Source organism: Ginsengibacter hankyongi (assembly GCF_008710285.1).
In the GTDB taxonomy this organism is placed as follows: domain Bacteria; phylum Bacteroidota; class Bacteroidia; order Chitinophagales; family Chitinophagaceae; genus Ginsengibacter; species Ginsengibacter hankyongi.
On sequence record NZ_VYQF01000001.1, the window covers coordinates 485,046 to 502,928 of the forward strand.

General features: G+C 41.6%; 14 protein-coding genes. 9 read left to right on the forward strand and 5 right to left on the reverse strand.

What is annotated here, in order from left to right; all coding sequences use genetic code 11:
• Window positions 1-356 precede the first annotated feature (356 nt).
• Window positions 357-1,163 (reverse strand): sensor histidine kinase, encoded by an 807-nt coding sequence (locus FW778_RS02080; protein WP_150412940.1) that lies wholly within the window; start codon window positions 1,161-1,163, stop codon window positions 357-359.
• 11 nt (window positions 1,164-1,174) lie between these two features.
• Window positions 1,175-2,242 (reverse strand): cobalamin B12-binding domain-containing protein, encoded by a 1,068-nt coding sequence (locus FW778_RS02085; protein WP_150412941.1) that lies wholly within the window; start codon window positions 2,240-2,242, stop codon window positions 1,175-1,177.
• Window positions 2,243-3,011: 769 nt separating this feature from the next.
• Between FW778_RS02085 and FW778_RS02090 the strand changes: the two genes are divergently transcribed.
• From FW778_RS02090 to FW778_RS02105, 4 genes are read left to right on the forward strand one after another with little or no spacing between them, the layout of a single operon-like run.
• A complete protein-coding gene (locus tag FW778_RS02090) occupies window positions 3,012-5,027 on the forward strand; it encodes a PAS domain S-box protein (protein ID WP_150412942.1) in 2,016 nt (671 codons plus the stop codon).
• Window positions 4,987-5,409, forward strand: coding sequence for a response regulator (locus FW778_RS02095; RefSeq protein ID WP_150412943.1), 423 nt, complete (start codon window positions 4,987-4,989; stop codon window positions 5,407-5,409). The genes FW778_RS02090 and FW778_RS02095 overlap by 41 nt, the downstream gene beginning before the upstream one ends.
• Window positions 5,410-7,266, forward strand: coding sequence for a PAS domain S-box protein (locus FW778_RS02100; RefSeq protein WP_150412944.1), 1,857 nt, complete (start codon window positions 5,410-5,412; stop codon window positions 7,264-7,266).
• 54 nt (window positions 7,267-7,320) lie between these two features.
• The gene (locus FW778_RS02105) at window positions 7,321-7,572 is read left to right on the forward strand and encodes a hypothetical protein (RefSeq protein WP_150412945.1); all 252 of its coding nucleotides are present in this window, start codon (window positions 7,321-7,323) and stop codon (window positions 7,570-7,572) included.
• Between the two features lie 481 nt (window positions 7,573-8,053).
• On the opposite strand, the gene FW778_RS02110 is transcribed toward FW778_RS02105, so the two are convergent.
• Both FW778_RS02110 and FW778_RS02115 read right to left on the reverse strand, forming a co-directional pair.
• Window positions 8,054-8,422 carry a response regulator gene (locus FW778_RS02110; protein WP_150412946.1) on the reverse strand — a complete coding sequence of 123 codons (369 nt, stop codon included), beginning with the start codon at window positions 8,420-8,422 and terminating at the stop codon, window positions 8,054-8,056.
• Window positions 8,419-12,039, reverse strand: a complete 3,621-nt coding sequence (locus FW778_RS02115; RefSeq protein WP_202552037.1) for a chemotaxis protein CheB — start codon at window positions 12,037-12,039, stop codon at window positions 8,419-8,421. The genes FW778_RS02110 and FW778_RS02115 overlap by 4 nt, the downstream gene beginning before the upstream one ends.
• Window positions 12,040-13,765: 1,726 nt before the next feature.
• Here FW778_RS02115 and FW778_RS02120 point away from each other — a divergent pair.
• Window positions 13,766-14,407, forward strand: coding sequence for a DUF6266 family protein (locus FW778_RS02120; protein ID WP_150412947.1), 642 nt, complete (start codon window positions 13,766-13,768; stop codon window positions 14,405-14,407).
• Window positions 14,408-14,473: 66 nt separating this feature from the next.
• Complete coding sequence (locus tag FW778_RS02125; RefSeq protein WP_150412948.1) at window positions 14,474-15,130, forward strand: hypothetical protein; 657 nt, start codon at window positions 14,474-14,476, stop codon at window positions 15,128-15,130.
• Between the two features lie 154 nt (window positions 15,131-15,284).
• Here FW778_RS02125 and FW778_RS02130 read toward each other — a convergent pair whose 3' ends face one another.
• Window positions 15,285-15,656 (reverse strand): GxxExxY protein, encoded by a 372-nt coding sequence (locus FW778_RS02130; protein ID WP_150412949.1) that lies wholly within the window; start codon window positions 15,654-15,656, stop codon window positions 15,285-15,287.
• Between the two features lie 497 nt (window positions 15,657-16,153).
• On the opposite strand from FW778_RS02130, the gene FW778_RS02135 reads away from it, so the two are divergent.
• The 3 genes from FW778_RS02135 (at window position 16,154) to FW778_RS02145 (ending at window position 17,878) form a co-directional block, all read left to right on the forward strand.
• Complete coding sequence (locus FW778_RS02135) at window positions 16,154-16,666, forward strand: hypothetical protein (protein WP_202552038.1); 513 nt, start codon at window positions 16,154-16,156, stop codon at window positions 16,664-16,666.
• A gap of 71 nt (window positions 16,667-16,737) precedes the next feature.
• On the forward strand, window positions 16,738-17,532 hold the full coding sequence (locus tag FW778_RS02140; protein WP_150412950.1) for a sterol desaturase family protein: 795 nt from the start codon (window positions 16,738-16,740) through the stop codon (window positions 17,530-17,532).
• A gap of 142 nt (window positions 17,533-17,674) precedes the next feature.
• Entirely contained in the window at window positions 17,675-17,878 is a 204-nt protein-coding gene (locus FW778_RS02145) for a cold-shock protein (protein ID WP_150412951.1), read from the forward strand.
• Window positions 17,879-17,883: the final 5 nt, after the last annotated feature.

The window sequence follows — 17,883 nt, forward strand, 5'->3', positions numbered from 1 at the left end:
CAGCAGCGATGGTTACGTCAACGAATAAACGCTTAATACTACATCACCTTGAGCCGTTCTTCCAGAGCAGTTCCCCTCTCCCCTGGGGAGAGGGGGTTGGGGGTGAGGCTTTTTGCCGAGGTGTACAAATTCCGGGGCCGTATTACGGATAAGGATATACTTCAACAGGGGTAGTGCCGGGCTTGATGATCCTGGTTGGGGATTGCTTTTGAGGTTTTTAATCATGGTAATCCAGTAATCCTATTAATCATGGTTCAGACAAAAGGAACGAAGCATATTCCCAGGGGAGCCCCAATGCGCTCATGCCACATTTGTCCGTCCGGCTTAAGTAAAAACGCTCCCAACCGCGACCGTTTTTATACTTTATTTACCGGTTTCTTTGATAATGTAAAGTGAAATGTACTTCCTTTCCCTTTCTGTGATGTTACCCAAATTTTACCACCGTGGGACTCAACAATTTTCTTACAAACAGCAAGGCCAATTCCGGTGCCCTCATATGCGTCCTTTGAATGAAGCCGTGTAAAAATTTCAAATATTTTTTCAAAATTCTCTTCCTCAATACCAATCCCGTTATCCCGGATAGCGAATTGCCATGAGTCATCTTTTTCATGTGCATAAATCCCGACAGTTTTGTTTTCCTTTGGCCCGAACTTGATGGCATTGCTGAGAAGATTTTGAAAAAGCCTGTTTATATCGCCCCTGGACACAGCCAAAACCGGCAATGACGATTCTATAGTGATACGGGCGTGTGTTTCTTCAATAAGTTTAAAAATATTCTGCTGTACATCTTTTAATATATCATCAAGGTTAACCAACTCTTTAACCCCATTCTGGCGGCCTGTTCGCGATAGCTCAAGTAAATCGCTAATCATTTTTTGCATCCTTTTGCCACCATCTATAGCAAAGCTAATATAGGAGAGCGCCTTTTCATCGAGTTCGGCCCCGTATTTACTTTTAAGCAACCCCATGAAACCCGTGATCATGCGCAAGGGCTCTTTCAGATCGTGGGATACTACATAGGTGAATTGCTCCAGTTCGGTATTTACCTCGTTTAACCGCTTGTTAAGCTCCACTATTTCCGCGTGCTGCTTTGCCAATTTTCGCTGGGTATTTACCAATTCATTATTCAGCGTTGTCATATCATTTAGAATGGCCTCGGTCATTGTGCGATGTTTTATTGTAAAGTGATCATTTGATTGCCCATTTGTACGGCTTCTTTGGCACTTTGTGCCGAACCATCTGCACCAATGTCCTTCCAAAGACCTTTTGCCTGCGAGAAAGAATATCCTCCTACAATTATTTTTAATTGCGAAAGGTCATCGTCGCTTCTTATTTTTCTAATCAGGCGCTCCGCCTTACTTATATGAAAGGGCATCGTTACTGATAACGCGAGTAAGTCCACTTTCTGCTCTTTTATGGCAGCAATGATATCCGAATCGGGCATATTGGCTCCCAGGTAAAATGTGTCCCACCCATCCAATTCAAAAAAATCAGATATCATTCGGATGCCCATTTCGTGGAGGTCGCCGGAAACGGCACAAGCCAACATCTTAACTCCTTTTTTGGCTGTAGTAAAAATCCTGGTATAAAGAGTAGCAATTATCTGTTGCGTAGCCGCCGTGCAATAATGTTCGTGAGCTACGCTGATTTTATTGGTTTGCCATAAAAAGCCGATCTCATGTTGGGTGGCCTGGAATATATGTTCATAAATGGACGTGACGGCCTCGCCGTTTGAAATAAGGTCGTCAATGAGAGCCTGCGCCCCAAGGCGGTTCCCATTCAGGAGAAACGATTGATATTGCTTCGCATAGGCCAGCAGGGGATTGTTTTCGGAGAAAGTGGTAAGCGGTAAAGGCTTTTCGTCTTTCAGGTACTGGGAGCCTGCAGTGATAAAACTTTTTACACGCCGATAATCATGCGCCGGAAGCAACTGCTCACAGGCAAAATCTATATAATCCAAATCAGTAATCAAATCTTCCATGGGGATGTTACGCGATTTACGCATAACCGCTGCCCATTGCAGGTATTGGTTAAATATTTCGTTACTTCCCGATGCGATTGCTTCAGCCAGGTACGTTAAATGAAAAAGTGATTCTTTTTTACATTCTTCCCGCCCGGCCTTGCTATTTTTTATTTCCAATTCCGGCTGATGTTGAAAATGCAGGGTTGTTATCAGTTCTGCCAATGGCAGCTTAAGCACCTTTATCTGCAATCCGGTAGTTGAAGCTGAATGCATTTCCATTATTACAAAGTGATGTGATTAAAAAAGAAGTTTCAATTCGCAATTAATGTTCTTTATTCGCAATTAATGTTCTTTGTTTGCATTGTCCGGACATTTTTTCCCTACCCTTATTCCAGTTTTTATAGTTCAATGCCTGCTAATAACTGCTTTACCAGCAAACTCAACAATACCAGCGGGCTGTGAACGAATCCTCCATCCCGCTGTCCCATAAACCGGGCCGATGTAGTGCCCGCAAGCCGAATTTTGCAAATATAACGTTATCACTAATTCAATATTTTGGATAAATAGAATTGGGATAAATAACTACTCTCCCGGACCTGAACTTTAAAATCTTTCCAAAACTTTCGGATGGTTTTTCTCTACATCTCTTTTTATCGTTTGAGATACTACCGATAATTAACGAAGTAGTTGCTGTAAGCCGCGCCGTCCCAAAATACCCAGGTCTTCAAGCCGCTGTGAGGAAAACAAAAATATCCAGGTAATCAATGAAGTTATTGCAGGGAATTATCGACGACGGCATAGTAAACAAATTACAACAAATTGCTTACGTTAATGGGGTAAACCAGGGCGTTATTAAGCCTGGTTAATTTAACTTCGCACAAATATTGATATATTTACTTAATATTCACGCCCGAAGGTTTGTTTATAAGGTTATCAGATAAAAAGGCGGGCTACCCTGGTACATTATCAAGCCATTGCCAATACATCGGGTAATCCGGTTAAATCTTTGGAATAATCTATTATCTACTTCGGCGAATAATATAATAAAATGTCAGGAGAAACATTACTGGACAATCCTTTATCCCTTAAGGCAAACTACGAAGCGCTGATTAACGGCGTCGATGATTTGATATGGAGTGTGAGTAATGATTTCAGGCTTCTAACTGCGAATAATGCTTTTGTTGAAGCTGTGAAAATTTATACAGGCATTACAGTTAAGCCCGGAGATAATCTTATAATGAGAGATATTTTTCCCGGGGACTACCTGCTTTCCTGGGAAGACGCTTATCATAATGCCTTTAAAGGCGGCTCTTTTAAAAAAGAATTATATACGCCTTCCATCTCAAACAGGCCTGAGTCGTGGACGGAAATCAATTTTAATCCCATTTATAAAAGTGGCGAAATTATCGCTATTGCCTGTTGTTCACGGGATATAACTGAAAAGAAATTTAAGGAAGAACTGCTTATAAAAAGTGAAGCCCGCCTTGCAGAACTGCAGGCCGTAGCGAAGCTGGGTAGTTGGGAGACTGACCTGTTAAACTACAGCGTAATCTGGTCGGCAGAAACGTTCCGGATTTTTGAGCTTGACCGGAGCCGGTTTAAATCGTCCCACCCGGGTTTTCTTGAATTTGTTCATCCGGATGACCGTGCAAAAGTTGATAAAGCATTTGCTGACTCACTCGGAAGCACTGCTGATAATTCAATTGAACATAGAATTATACTCAGTAACGGGAGTATTAAATGGGTAGACGAACGCTGGCGGATTTCCCGCAATGACCAAAATAAACCGGTTCGCGCCATTGGCACATGCCAGGATATCACGGAACGTAAAAATGCAGAAGAGAATCTGAGAGCCAGTTCGGTTGCACTTCAAAATACGTTAAATGATCTTAATAAAATAATGAATTCCTCGCTGGACGCCATTTGCGTGGTGGATGTAAATGGTTATTTTAAAAAGGTAAGTGCGGCTTGCGAAGCTGTATTTGGATACAAGGCTGAGGAACTTATTGGCAGATTAATTTTTGATTTTGTGTATCCTGAGGATCGGCATAAAACCAAAATGTCAGCCGAAAGGGTTATGACCGGCGATTACACGCCTAACTTCACGAACCGCTATGTACGAAAGGACGGATCATTGGTGTATATAGAATGGTCGGCCAGCTGGGATGCAAATGATAAAATGAGGTATGGTATAGCGAGGGATGTCACTTACCGGAAAATTGCAGAAGCCCACTTAACCGAATTGCACGAAAGTATCAGAAGGCAATCAGAAAAACTTTTACAATCCAATGAAGAACTGGAGCGCTTTGCATACGTTGCATCGCACGATCTGCAGGAACCTTTGAGAATGGTCACCAGCTTTTTGCAGTTACTCAAAAAAAAGTATGACCAACAACTCGATGAAACCGCGCAGAAATACATAAATTTTGCAGTGGATGGGGCCAACAGAATGAAAACATTGATACTCGACCTGCTGGAATTTTCAAGAATAAGCTCGTTGGCTGTCGATCATACCGTTATTGATTTAACCGAAGTGGTTAAAAAAACACGGATGGTCTTAAAATCTGTCATAGATGAATCGCATGCGAAAATTAACGTTTCGGTTCTGCCCAAAGTTTGCGGTAACGAATCGCAGCTTTTGCAGTTGTTTCAAAATCTTGTCAGCAATGCCATAAAATACAGGGATCTTTCAATACCCGAAATAGAAATTACCTATAGCGAAACACCTCAGCAATGGCAGTTTTGTGTGCACGATAATGGAATAGGGATAGACGCTGACTATCACGATAAGATATTTATTATTTTTCAAAGGCTGCATAATAAAAAAGATTATTCAGGAACCGGTATTGGCCTGGCCATCTGTAAAAAAATTGTTCAATTGCATGGCGGAAATATATGGGTTGAATCATCCAAAGGCAAGGGAAGCAAATTTTATTTTACTATCTCAAAATTCCAAACCTCTGCTATCGACGGATCTAAACTGCTTTGCCCTGGTTTAGCTGTCGATGCCACAAAAAACCACAATGAAAAAGAAGATCAATATATTATTAATAGAAGACAATGAGGGAGACGTTGAGCTTATAAAGGAAGCTTTTAGCAGCGATGCAGCGAGGTTGGAAATTTCGGTAATAGATAACGGGGAAGATGCTTTGCTTTCTCTAAAAAGTAAAGACCGGGTATTGCCGGACCTTATTTTACTTGACATTAACCTTCCAAAAGTGGATGGCAGGGAAGTATTGCATTTTGTAAAAAATGATGATGGGCTTAAAAAAATTCCCGTTGTAATGCTTACCACGTCCAGCCTTCAAAAAGACATTGAATATTCCTATAACAATTACGCAAACTGCTATATTGTAAAGCCGGGAAATCTGCCCGATTTCATCAGGACCCTTAAGTCTATAGAAAGATTCTGGCTCAATTGCGTAACCTATTTACAAAACAGTTAAATGAACAAAACGAAACTCATATCAATATTAATAATTGAAGATAATCCGGGAGATCAACTGCTGCTTCGCGAAAACCTTTTAGCCACCAATTTATGGATTGATGAAATTGTAATGGCCGAAACAATTGCCGAAGGTGTACGGTACTTAAAGGAACAAAATTTCGCAGTGATATTTTTAGATCTCTTTTTACCGGATAGCCGCGGTATCGATACATTTTTAGAATTAATAAAAGCAAATTCAAGGATACCTGTCATAATTTATTCCGGGCTATCTGATACACAAATTGCTTTAAAGGCAATTGCAGCCGGTGCGCAGGATTTCCTGATCAAGGGCGATTATAGCTGTAGCTTATTAGAAAAATCGGTATTGTACAGTATTGAGAGAAAGCACATTTTAGATGCCCTTGAAGACAGCAATAAAAAATATGATCTCGTAAGCAAGGCAACCCACGATATGGTATGGGACTGGAACCTGCTTACGGATGAAGTGTATAGAAACCCCGAAGGCTGGAAAAAAATCTTCAGGGCGGAAGGCAAGGAAATGGGTACCAAAGAAGAGTGGGCATCAAGGATTCACCCGGATGATCGTGAAAGAGTTGACATTACGCTCCGGGACGCAATTAATTCCCCTGAACAACAAATATATGAGTCTGAATTTAAAATTCTAAGAAGCGACAATACGGAGGCGTACATAAAAGATCGTGGCTACATTGTGCGTGATGAGAAGGGAAAAGCTCTAAGGCTTATCGGTGCTGCTCATGATATTACCGATAGCAAAAATAAAGAGGAAGAACTGAAAAAACTGTCCCTTGTTGCAAAAGAAACTATTAACGGAGTTGTAATAAGAGATAAAGACCAGAATATTACCTGGGTTAACAATGCATTTACAACGATCTACGGCTACCGGCAGGATGAGGTTCTTGGGAAAACCACGGGGTCAATGTTGCATGGCGCAGAAACAGATATGAAAATAGCAGAAGATGCGAAGCGGCATTTATTAAAACACGAGCCATTTGCTTTTGAGATCGTCAACTATACCAAAGCAGGAAATAAAATATTAGTAAATGTACAGGTACAGCCTATATTCGACGATAACGGCAATTTTAAGCAATCTTTTTCTTTAATAACAGATATTACCCAGCAGAGAAGACTGGAAGAACAGGTTGAGAAAGAAAAAATTGTAAAGCAAAAAGAAATCACCAAGGCTGTATTTGCAGCCCAGGAGAAAGAACGTTCGGAAATAGGGCGTGAACTGCACGATAATGTTAACCAGCTTTTAGGAGCCGTCAGATTATATATTGATATGGCAAGAAAAGATGACCCCAACCGGGAGTCATATTTAACACCTGCCTCTGAATATACCCTTACCGCCATTGAAGAGATCAGGAAATTATCTAAAATACTTATCACTCCCTTAATAAATGAGCAAGGCCTGGTAGATTCCGTTAAGGATATTGCCAAAGATATCATGCGGGTGCACCCCATAAAAATTAGTGTTATTACAAATGATTTCAATGAAAGTTACCTGAGCGATAAATTTAAATTAGACATTTTCAGGATATTGCAGGAGCAGATTAATAACACTTTAAAGCACGCACAGGCAGAAAAGATCCTGATAAATTTTAAAGAAAATAATGGCAGGCTGTTGGTGTCTGTAAGCGATGATGGTATCGGGTTCGACACTACAGCCAGGAAAAACGGGGTTGGCATTACCAATATAAAGAGCCGTGCGGAACTGTATAATGGCAGTATGAAACTAACTTCTGAGGTGGGCCAGGGAACGCAACTATCTATAACTTTTGATACAAAAGATTTGATGAATAAATGCACTGAAATACATGCTTTAAAGGAGGCGTAAAGCCTTCCATGCTGATGTTGGCGTCCCGCCAACATCCATTAATATGCGGAACTTTTGCGGAGATTTGAAATGAAAGGAGCTACAGATTTCCGCGGCAATCTCCTCATTGCGGAGCAGGAACTGCAGGTTACGTCAACGCATAAACGCTTATTATTACATCCAGGACCGGGTCTTCCAGAGCAGTTCCCCTCTCCCTTGGGAGAGGGGGTTGGGGGTGAGGCTTTTTTCAGAGGTTACTTATTCCGAAGCAGCAATTACGGATACGGCTATACGCTTCTCAATCCTGGCAGCGATAGGCACTATTAGTCTGATTGGGAGATTGCCGCAGCGCATCTGGCCTCCTTCTTACCTTGGAATTTACGAATGCGCCTCGCAATGACGTCACCTTGGGCCGCGGCAATCTCCTCATTGCGGAGCAGGAACTGCAGGTTACGTCAACGCATAAACGCTTATTATTACATCCAGGACCGGGTCTTCCAGAGCAGTCCCCCTCTCCCTTGGGAGAGGGGGTTGGGGGTGAGGCTTTTTTCGGAGGTTACTTATTCCGATGCAGCAATTACGGATACGGCTATACGCTTCTCAATCCTGGCAGCGATAGGCACTATTAGTCTGATTGGGAGATTGCCGCAGCGCATCTGGCCTCCTTCTTACCTTGGAATTTACGAATGCGCCTCGCAATGACGTCACCTTGGGCCGCGGCAATCTCTTCATTGCGGAGCCGGAATAGCGGGCTGGCATATACGCCTTTTGACGCTGTTAACGATGAGCCATTAACACGATTCTCTTATTATTTAATACCGGCCAACGCGTTTTCAATAATAGCCAGCATTTCATTAACATCAAAAGGTTTTTTTAAAACACCGTTGGCATTGGTGCGTTTTACAATGATGTCGATCCCTGTATTGGCTGAAAAAAGTATTACGGGGATATGCGCAGTTGCAGGATTCCTTTTTATAAGATTAACGGCTTCTTCCCCGCCTATAACGGGTATCCACAGATCCATTAAAATTATATCCGGGCTTACATCCGTACAATCCTTTAAGATGTTATCGCAAAATAATCTCGTTTCAACGATGTAATCTCTTTGCTCCAAAATTATTTTGCAGACCATTAATATCTCAGGGTCATCGTCTAAAATCAGCACGCATTTATTCATTGTGATAAGGGAATAGTAAAATAAAAAGTACTTCCTTCGCCGGGCTCGCTTTCAGCCCATATTTTCCCATGATGGCGCACAATAATCTCATGAGAAATAAAAAGCCCGATTCCTAATCCCTGGAAATGAACGGCCCGTTGCTCTTCCCGGTAATAGCGGTCAAATATTTTATCAAGACTCTGTTTTCGGATTCCGATACCGGTATCTTTTATAGCAACCTTTACCTCACCCGCTTTTGCTGACAAATGTATGAATACCTCTTTGGATTTGGGGGAATATTTAACCGCATTGCTTAGTAAATTGATCACTACCTGCTGCAGCCTGTTCTTATCCCCTTTTACGGGGTTTTTTATTTTACCCGATAATTTTATATGATGACCCGGTGATCCGTATTGTACCTGCTCTGTGGCGTCGGTAACCATTTCATTAAAATCAAAGGCGGTTATTTGCAGGTCTAATTTTCCATTTTGTATTTTAGATACATCCATTAATTCGCCAATAAGATCGTTGAGCCTGGTAATAGATGCGCTTGCCTTTTGGGCAAATATCAAATCTTTGTCCTTCGTTTCAGCCAATCCCATCTCCAACAATTGTATGTACGCCTTAGCCGTAGTAAGCGGTGTTTTTAGCTCGTGGCTGGCAATTCCAATAAATTCATCTTTTACCTGTTCCTTTGTTTTTTGTTCATGAATATCAATTGCGGCTCCCACCCACGAAGCAACTTTGCCTTCATCGTTTAATATAGGGGTGGCCTTGCTCAGGTGCCAGCGATACATATTATCGCTTTTCCTTTTAAATAATAATTCCATTTTAAAATCTTCCCCGGTCTTTACCGAATGGGCCCACTGCTTTTTTACTTCATCCAGCATTTCTGGTTGTATGGTCCGTTCCCACCCCCACCCGATAGCCTCGTCAAACGTTAATCCCGAATAGTCAAGAAAAAACTGGTTAAAGTAGTTTACAGCGCCATCAGCGGATGCAGTGGAAGTGATTTGCGGAATATTTTCGAGTATTTTTTTAACATCGCTCAGGTTCTTTCTATCCTGCTTTTCCGCTTCTATTCTTGCCGTAATATCATCAAACGCCAGCAGTATCCAGTTGGCCCGGATTTCTTTTTGCACCGGCTGGGCATTAATGCATATGTAACGGGTTCCTATGGCAGGAAACGTATGACAAACCTCCCACTCAATAAACTTTTCCTGCCCTTTTTGTATTTTTAAAAGCTTGCTGCGCAGCTCAGGAATATTCCAGCTCTTATTTTGGAGATCGAAAATAACCTGCCCTACCGTTTCCTCTTCGGTAAGATGAAAATTCTTATAGAAAGATTTATTGGCGCTTTTTATTTTGAAGTCATTGTCAATAACCATCAGCGGCTCATGTATGGTGGAAACGATCGCTTCTGCGTATAGCCGGGCCTCGTTATACTGTTCGTTGCGGTCGTACAATTCCTGGTTTACAGTTATCAGTTCTTCATTGGTACTTTGCAGTTCTTCCTTACTCGTCTCCAGTTCTTCATTAAGGCTCTGCAGTTCTTCGCTGCCGCTAAGCAGTTCTTCATTGGCGCTCTGTAATTCTTCGTTCACCGCCTCCTGTTCTTCCGTTACGCTTCGCATATCTTCACGCACCTGCAGGAGATCTTCTTCCAGGTGTTGTATGCGTGTATCTTTTTCGGTCTTTAAATCGGCGGCCGTTGGCACCTTATTACCATCGTACGGCCTTTCAGGAGTTGTATCTTTAAAAAGTATTAAAAAGTACGGTTCAATTGAATTAAGCAATGGCACTACCTCAATGCAAACTTCTCCTTTTCCCTGGTTAATAGATATGCCTTTTTTTGTAAAAGCAGTCCTGGTAGTTTTCGCTTTTTGTAAAGCATTGCGCAGTTCAAATGCCAAACCTTCCCTGGCCATTTTAAGCACATTTAAACTGGCTTTACCGGGCGAGGGCTCCAGGAAATTCCCGGTAGATCCGCGAAATTGTACAATATCATACTGGTCGTTAACAATTACTCCCGGTGGGGTGTACTTGGTTAAGAGAACCTGCTCTGCATCTTTTTGAAAATCATCCTTCTTCCTTTCAGTTTTAGGCAAGCCGGCGTCCTTATCTATAAGCGGTTCTTCACGGCTTTCGGAAGTAACGCTCATAAACCTGCCCGGGAACGATTTTTTGGTGTACAGCTTATCTTTCAATGCTAACGGAAGAAAATATTCCGAGGAGCTCCCGACACTCTCCGATTTACCGAGCCATAAATATCCTTGTGGATTAAGGGCGTAATGAAAAACGGCGAATGCTCTTTTTTGTAAAAAAGGTTCCAGGTAAATGAGCACATTGCGGCAACTGATTAAATCAATTTTTGCAAACGGCGGATCCTTTAAGAAATTATGGGTGGCAAAAATACACATGTCTCTAATGGTCTTCCTGACCTGGTAATCTCCATTTACTTTTGTAAAAAAATTTTGAATTCGCTGCTCGCTTAGTCCTTCCATCTCGCTTTTTTTATACACGCCCGCTCTCGCTTTCAGAATGGAATTTTCTGACACATCTGTTGCAAATATTTGTATCCTGAAATTGGAAATTTTATCACTTAAAGCTTCGTGTAATCCCATGCCGATAGAATAGGCCTCCTGGCCTGTAGAGCAGCCGGCTACCCAGATACGCAAAGGGTTTCCTAAAGATTTATCCTTAATCAATTGAGGTAATACCGTTTTGCATACATGATCGAAAATTACCGGGTCCCGGAAGAACGAAGTAACCGGTATCAGCATGTCCTGGAACAAAATATCCAGTTCGGCTTTGTTCTTCTTTAGGTAGGCTTGGTAGTCGGCAATTTTTTCAAGTTTAAGTATTGCCATCCGGCGCAGAATACGCCTGCGAACAGTTGTTTGTTTGTAATAGGTAAAATCTACTCCACTGTTTGACCGGATAAGAGCAAGTACCTGTTTAAAGCTTTCTTCCTCGGCCGGTTCTTTTGGTACAGCATGTTCACTTGAAGGGAGTATATTATACGTCTCGCTTAACTTTTTTAATTGATCGGGCATTTCTTCGGGAGAAAGTATAAAATCCACCACGCCCGCTTTAATAGCGCTTTGAGGCATGGAGTCATACCCGGCGGTATGGAGGTCCTGTGCAAAGGTTATTCCCCCATGGTCTTTTATTTCCTTTAGCCCTAGCGTGCCATCTGCACCGCTTCCCGATAACACAACACCTATTGCATGGCTTTGGTGCACTTCTGCCAGCGATGAAAAGAAAATATCAATGGGCATATTCCTGTGTCCTTTGGAAGGCCGCGGGCTTAATTGAAGGATCCCATCCGTTGCCACCAGCATTTTATTGGAAGGAATAATGTATACATGATCAGGCTCTACCTTTACATTATCACTTATTTGTTCCACAGGAATCGTTGTTTCCCTTTGAAGAATATCCGGTAAAGAACTGCTGTGATCGGGATGTAAATGCTGCACTAATATGTAGGCTATCCCGGAATGTTCCGGTATAGCCCTTATTAATTTCTTAAAAGCATCCAAACCTCCCGCTGATGCACCCACGCCCACAACGGGGAACAGATTTTTTGAGCGGATTTTTGCTTTATTTATATTTGAGGTGGCCATGGTTACTTTCAATAAATCATTTTAATAAAATATAAGAGTCAATACAGGACATGCCAAAATCGGGCGGAGGTGCTAAAGACGGGCTTTGATCAGTTTCCTTATTTTTCAAAATTACTCTCAAGACGCAATGATGGCGTTTCTTAGAAACAGTAAGGTAGGCTAAATTAAGCCGATCTCACCTTTTTGTTTAGTAAATGCATTGAGCGCCATCTCATTCAACATAAAACGGCGCCATTTATACATTACCCATAAGGGCCCTGAACATTACATGAATTCCATTCTATTAAATCAAATATATATACCAAAATAATCTTTATAGCTGACGCAGGTCACTCGCAAATTTGATTCGCATCATTTATTCCGGCTTTTTTTTCCATTTACCATCCGTGAGGACTATATGAAAAAAAGAGGGGCGAATAGACATCCTCCCCTCGTTTAATCCAATATCCTATAAGTAACCGATGAAAGATATACTAATAGTATGCCAGATATTTGCAGCTTTTCCCTGAAATTTAAACGTATATCTTTTCCGAAGCAGTATTACGGATACGGGTATACGCTTTTTAATATTGGCAGCGATGAGCTTCAGTCTCCTTATTGCGGAGTATGAACTCCGGGTTAGATCCTTTGCGTAGGAACCCCAGGTTACGTCATTGCGGGGAAATATGCGAAACTTTTGGGAACTTTGAAATGAAAGGAGCTAAGCATATTTCCGCGGCAATCTCCTAATTGCGGAGCTGGAATAACGAGGTGGCATATACGCTTTTTAATATTGGTAGCGATGAGCTTCAACATCCTAATAAAGGGATTGCCGCGGCGCGTAATGTTTATTTAACTCAAAGCTTTATTTGTGCGCCTCGCAATGACGTCACCTTGGGCCACGGCAATCTCCCCGTTTCGGAGCTGGAATAACGGTGTGGCATATACGCATTATTGATATTGCGTAGGAACCACCAGGTTACGTCATTGCGGGGAAATATGCGCAACTTTTGGGGAGATTTGAAATGAAAGGAACCAAGCATATTTCCGCGGCAATCTCCTAATTGCGGAGCTGGAATAACGAGGTGGCATATACGCTTTTTAATATTGGTATCGATGAGCTTCAACATCCTAATAAGGGGATTGCCGCGGCGCGTAATGTTTATTTAACTCAAAGCTTTATTTGTGCGCCTCGCAATGACGTCACCTTGGGCCACGGCAATCTCCCCGTTTTCGGAGTTGTAATAACGGTGTGGCATATACGCATTATTGATATTGCGTAGGAACCACCAGGTTACGTCATTGCGAGGAAATATGCGCAACTTTTGGGGAGATTTGAAATGAAAGGAACCAAGCATATTTCCGCGGCAATCTCCTCATTACGGAGCAGGAACTCCAGGTCGCGTCCCTGGCGCAGGAAGCCCATATTACGTCAACGCATAAACGCTTATAATTACATTACCCCTGACCAGGTCGTCCGAAGCAGTTCCCCTCTTCCCCTGGAGAGGGGTTGGGTTTGAGGCTTATTATGTTGTACGTCTCCCGGCACAGTTCCTTTTTATCAAAGAGCTACCTTCTCTATACCTGTGCCCTGCTGAATTCGCTTTCCTCTCGCTACACGTTCGTAGATCGTTCGATTATAGTTCGTTTTCGGAGATCGAATAACATACGCAATAAATTCCTGGTGTTCCCGTTTTTAACCAAAGGCAGGTAGCCCTGGGGTAGCTGCCTGGTATTTATAACACTTAAATTTATTACAATGGCAACCATCCCTTCGGGAATACTCGGGCATTTTATAGGAAAGGCAGGCAATGTTAGCGGCTATATGCGCAACGGAAAAAACTTTCTGCGCAGCAGGCCCCGCAAAAGCAGGAAGCCGGCAAGCCCTGCGAGGCTTGCCCAACAACAAAAGATAAAGGTATCCAGTGAATTTACAAGAGCTTTCACAGGCACCGGCTTTTTTAATATTACTTTCCCGCCGTATGGACATTCGGGCTCGGGCTACAACAGGGCTACCAGTGCTTTGCTGAACCTGGCCATAACAGGGGCTTACCCGGATACTGCGCTCAGCTATCCGCAGGTGCTGGTATCAAAAGGGCAATTACCTCCCGCACAGGATGCATCGGCAACAAGTGATGCGGAAGGAAATATCTATTTCAACTGGACTGATAACACCGGAAACGGCACTGCAAAGGCGGATGACAAGGTGATACTGGTGGCGTATTTGCCGGCGCTAAAGCGGGTGGTTTTGAGCATGGATGCCGGCCGCAGGGCAGATGGTACTGCTACCCTGCCTGCAGGCGATTTCGCGGGCTATACGGTGGAAACATGGATGGGCTTTGTAAGCAAAGATGAAAGAGATGCTGCCAACAGCGTGTATACCGGCAGCATTGACTTATAACCGGGAATACTAACTGTTTTATTCAGACGTTATCAATTTTAATAGTCAACCTAAAAAATTAATTATATGATTGTCTTGTCAATGAAACCGGAGGAGATTTACCAGGAGATTATGCGGGATTTTGTAAGCGTCAATCGTAAGGCCTATACGGAGGGAATGATTCTTCTCCAGGAAAGGCGGCGCAAAAAGCTGGCTCACTTATTCCGTATTATTTCTTACAAAACGCCCCATCTTAATCAATGGCAAATCATTATAAGTTCAGACACAATTGGTATTAAGCGGGGATTCTATTTAAAAAGCAGGGATAGCCGGGGCCTTGCAGTATATATGATACAATTTGTAAACTCCGGCACCCATGAAGAAGAAAAACTGGTGATGAAATACAACCAGCATTTCTTTGAACGGTACAACGAAAGAATGGGCCTTGGCCTCACCGACACTTCCAAAGTGATCGCTCATTTTTTTAAATATAATCTCGAAAGTGCTATGGGCGAGACGGAAATGCTTGACAATGGCATCTGCGCCCTGCATTTTGTGTATCCGCAAGGTATGGGCATTGCCTGGAAAGATGTGGCCCGCAAAACGATCCATATTAAAACATTTATTCCCAATGAAACGATGAGTAAAAAGCTCCTTAGCCTGGCCGAGCACATTAAAAATTCCGGCGATGATGATGAGTTCTTCATTAAGGTAAGGCCGGAGAATATACACAAGGCGTTTTGAGGATTTTTAGCTTGTTGGCTGAACCGTGATTTGTATGATTGTCTGAACCATGATCTGCCTGATTAAAGGATTATCACGATTAATATCAAACGTGCATTTAAATCATTTTAATCGGGCTAATCCTATTAATAATGGTTTAGACAATCCTTCCAGGTTATTTTTTATTATTGTGAACTCGTTTGAATTCCAAACTTCTTGCCCCGAAATTTAACAGCAATCCTATCTCCATTTTGTAGGCCTCAAGGTAATTCATCACTTGTGCTAAATGAACGTCTTCCAATTTTATCAGTGCTTTGAGTTCAACCATAACTTTCTCTTCAACAAAAAAGTCAACACGTCTTGTTCCTATTTCGGAATCACGATAATATATCGGCATTTCCAACTCTCTCGAAAATTTTAAGTCTGCTAAATGCATTTCCATTTCCAATGCCCTTTGATAGATGACCTCCTGGAATCCATTGCCCAATCGTCTATGCACTTCCATTGCACAACCGATAATCTTTTTTGTAAGTTCTTCGTATAACATAATCTAGTCAAGATAATAAATAATTTGTCTGCACCATGATTCGCATAAATAAAGGATTAATTTGTCTGAACCTTGATTCGCTTGATTAAAGGATTGTCAGGATTAATTTTAGATGTGCATTTAAATCATGGTAATCGAGCAAATCCTTTTCATCATGGTTCAGATAAAGAGATTGTCTGAACCATGATTTGCCTGATTAAAGGATTATCAGGATTAATATTAGATACGCGTTTAAATCATGGTAATCTCATAATCCCTTTAATCATGGTTCAGAAAATGGCGATTCCATGTGCCGCTCTTCCAGACCAGTTCCCCTCTCCCTGGGAGAGAGGTTTGGGGATAAGGCTTGAACTCTCAGAGAGACTTGAACAGCAAATGAATCATTAATTCCCATACAGCGCTTTTTGATCTAAGCTCCAACGGCTATAGTTATCATTTTTAAAGTTATATTTATGTAATACTGGCACAGAATTTTCTTCACATTTCTAAACTTCATTATGCAAAACAATACCATGCAGCGCAAAGATTTAACCGACTCTCCCGATGACCAACGCGAAATGCAGCAACCCGATGAGACGGTAATTAACTTACCGGATGTGGAAGATATCCCAGGCCAGGAAAATATTATTCCGGCACCGATGGGGGAAATGGCCGATGAAACCATTGCATCGGCAGATGAAGAAGCTGACGAACTCTTCGGAGATGACATTAACGAAAATGCCGATTCCAACGTTACCCAAACAGAAAAAGAGGATCTTGAAATTTCAGCTAATGATATGCCATCGAAAGATGATACCAATTTACGGAAAGCATCTCTCGACAATACAGATGATGACGGAACTCCTTTAAATGAAGGCAGCTTTAAAAATGATATAGCCGGGGATGACCTGGATGTTCCGGGTGCAGAAGAGGATGATGAAGACGAAGAGATTGGCGAAGAAGATGAAGAAAATAATGATTATAGCCTTGGCGGTGATAACCATGATGATACGCCGTCTGATAACTTTTAATTATCCCCGTCTGCCCAGTGTATATCATTATAATCAGCTTCAGTCTGCTCCATTTTTTGTAATTTGAGCCTATGGCATTACCGGATTTTACAACTCCTTACTGGCTTATATTGATTACGCTGATTTTTTTTATAATCATTACAGGAAGGTATTTTTTAGTGGCAGGAATATTTTACCTGGTGTTTTATGTTTGGTTTCCTGAAAAGTGGAAAACGCGTAAAATAAATACAAGGAAGTACAGGCCCGGCCAGTTTAAAACGGAAGTGAAATGGAGTATGATCACAGCTTTGCTTTTCTCAATTGCGGGTACGGGTACCGTTATATTGTGGCAAAAAGGATTTACAAAAGTTTATACTGATCTAAATGAATACGGCTGGTGGTATTTGCCAGTAAGCCTTATTATTTTTATGCTGCTCCATGAAACTTATTATTACTGGCTTCACCGCTGGATGCATCATCCCGCGGTGTTTAAGATTGTACATAAGGTGCACCACGATAGTAACATTACCAGTCCCTTTACCGCCTTTTCATTTCACCCGCTGGAAGGTGTATTCCAGGCTATCTTTTTACCCATAATGTTGATGATTTTACCCATGCATTATTATGTAATAATTCTCCAGCTTTCCATTATGACAGTAAGCAGTGTTATCAATCACCTGGACATAGAAATTTATCCTGAAAGATTTAATGATCATTTTCTCGGCAGATGGCTTATCGGGGCAACCCATCATTCTTTACATCATAAGCAGTTTAAATACAACTATGGCTTATATTTCACTTTCTGGGATAAGTTAAAGAAAACAGAAAGCCCTCACTTTAAAAAACTCTTTACATCCACTACGTCAAAATTTACTGCAGGTAAGTAATTAAACCCTATAGAAACCATCGGATTAAGCCCGTGCAGGCAATTACCAAAAGCTAATTTTTAAATTAACAATACAATCACTTCCATCAATAATTTAAAAACACTATCTTCGCAGTTAATATTTTTTAAATAACAACAATACAATGGACAACAAAACAACAGGAACCGTAAAATTTTTCAACAGCGAAAAAGGCTTCGGTTTCATTAAACACGATGATTCTTCAAAAGAAACATTTGTACATGCAAGCGGTTTGATTGACGAAATCAAAGAAAATGATCACGTAGAATTCGACTTGCAAAATGGTCAAAAAGGCATGAATGCCGTTAATGTGAAATTAATCGGCTAAAATCG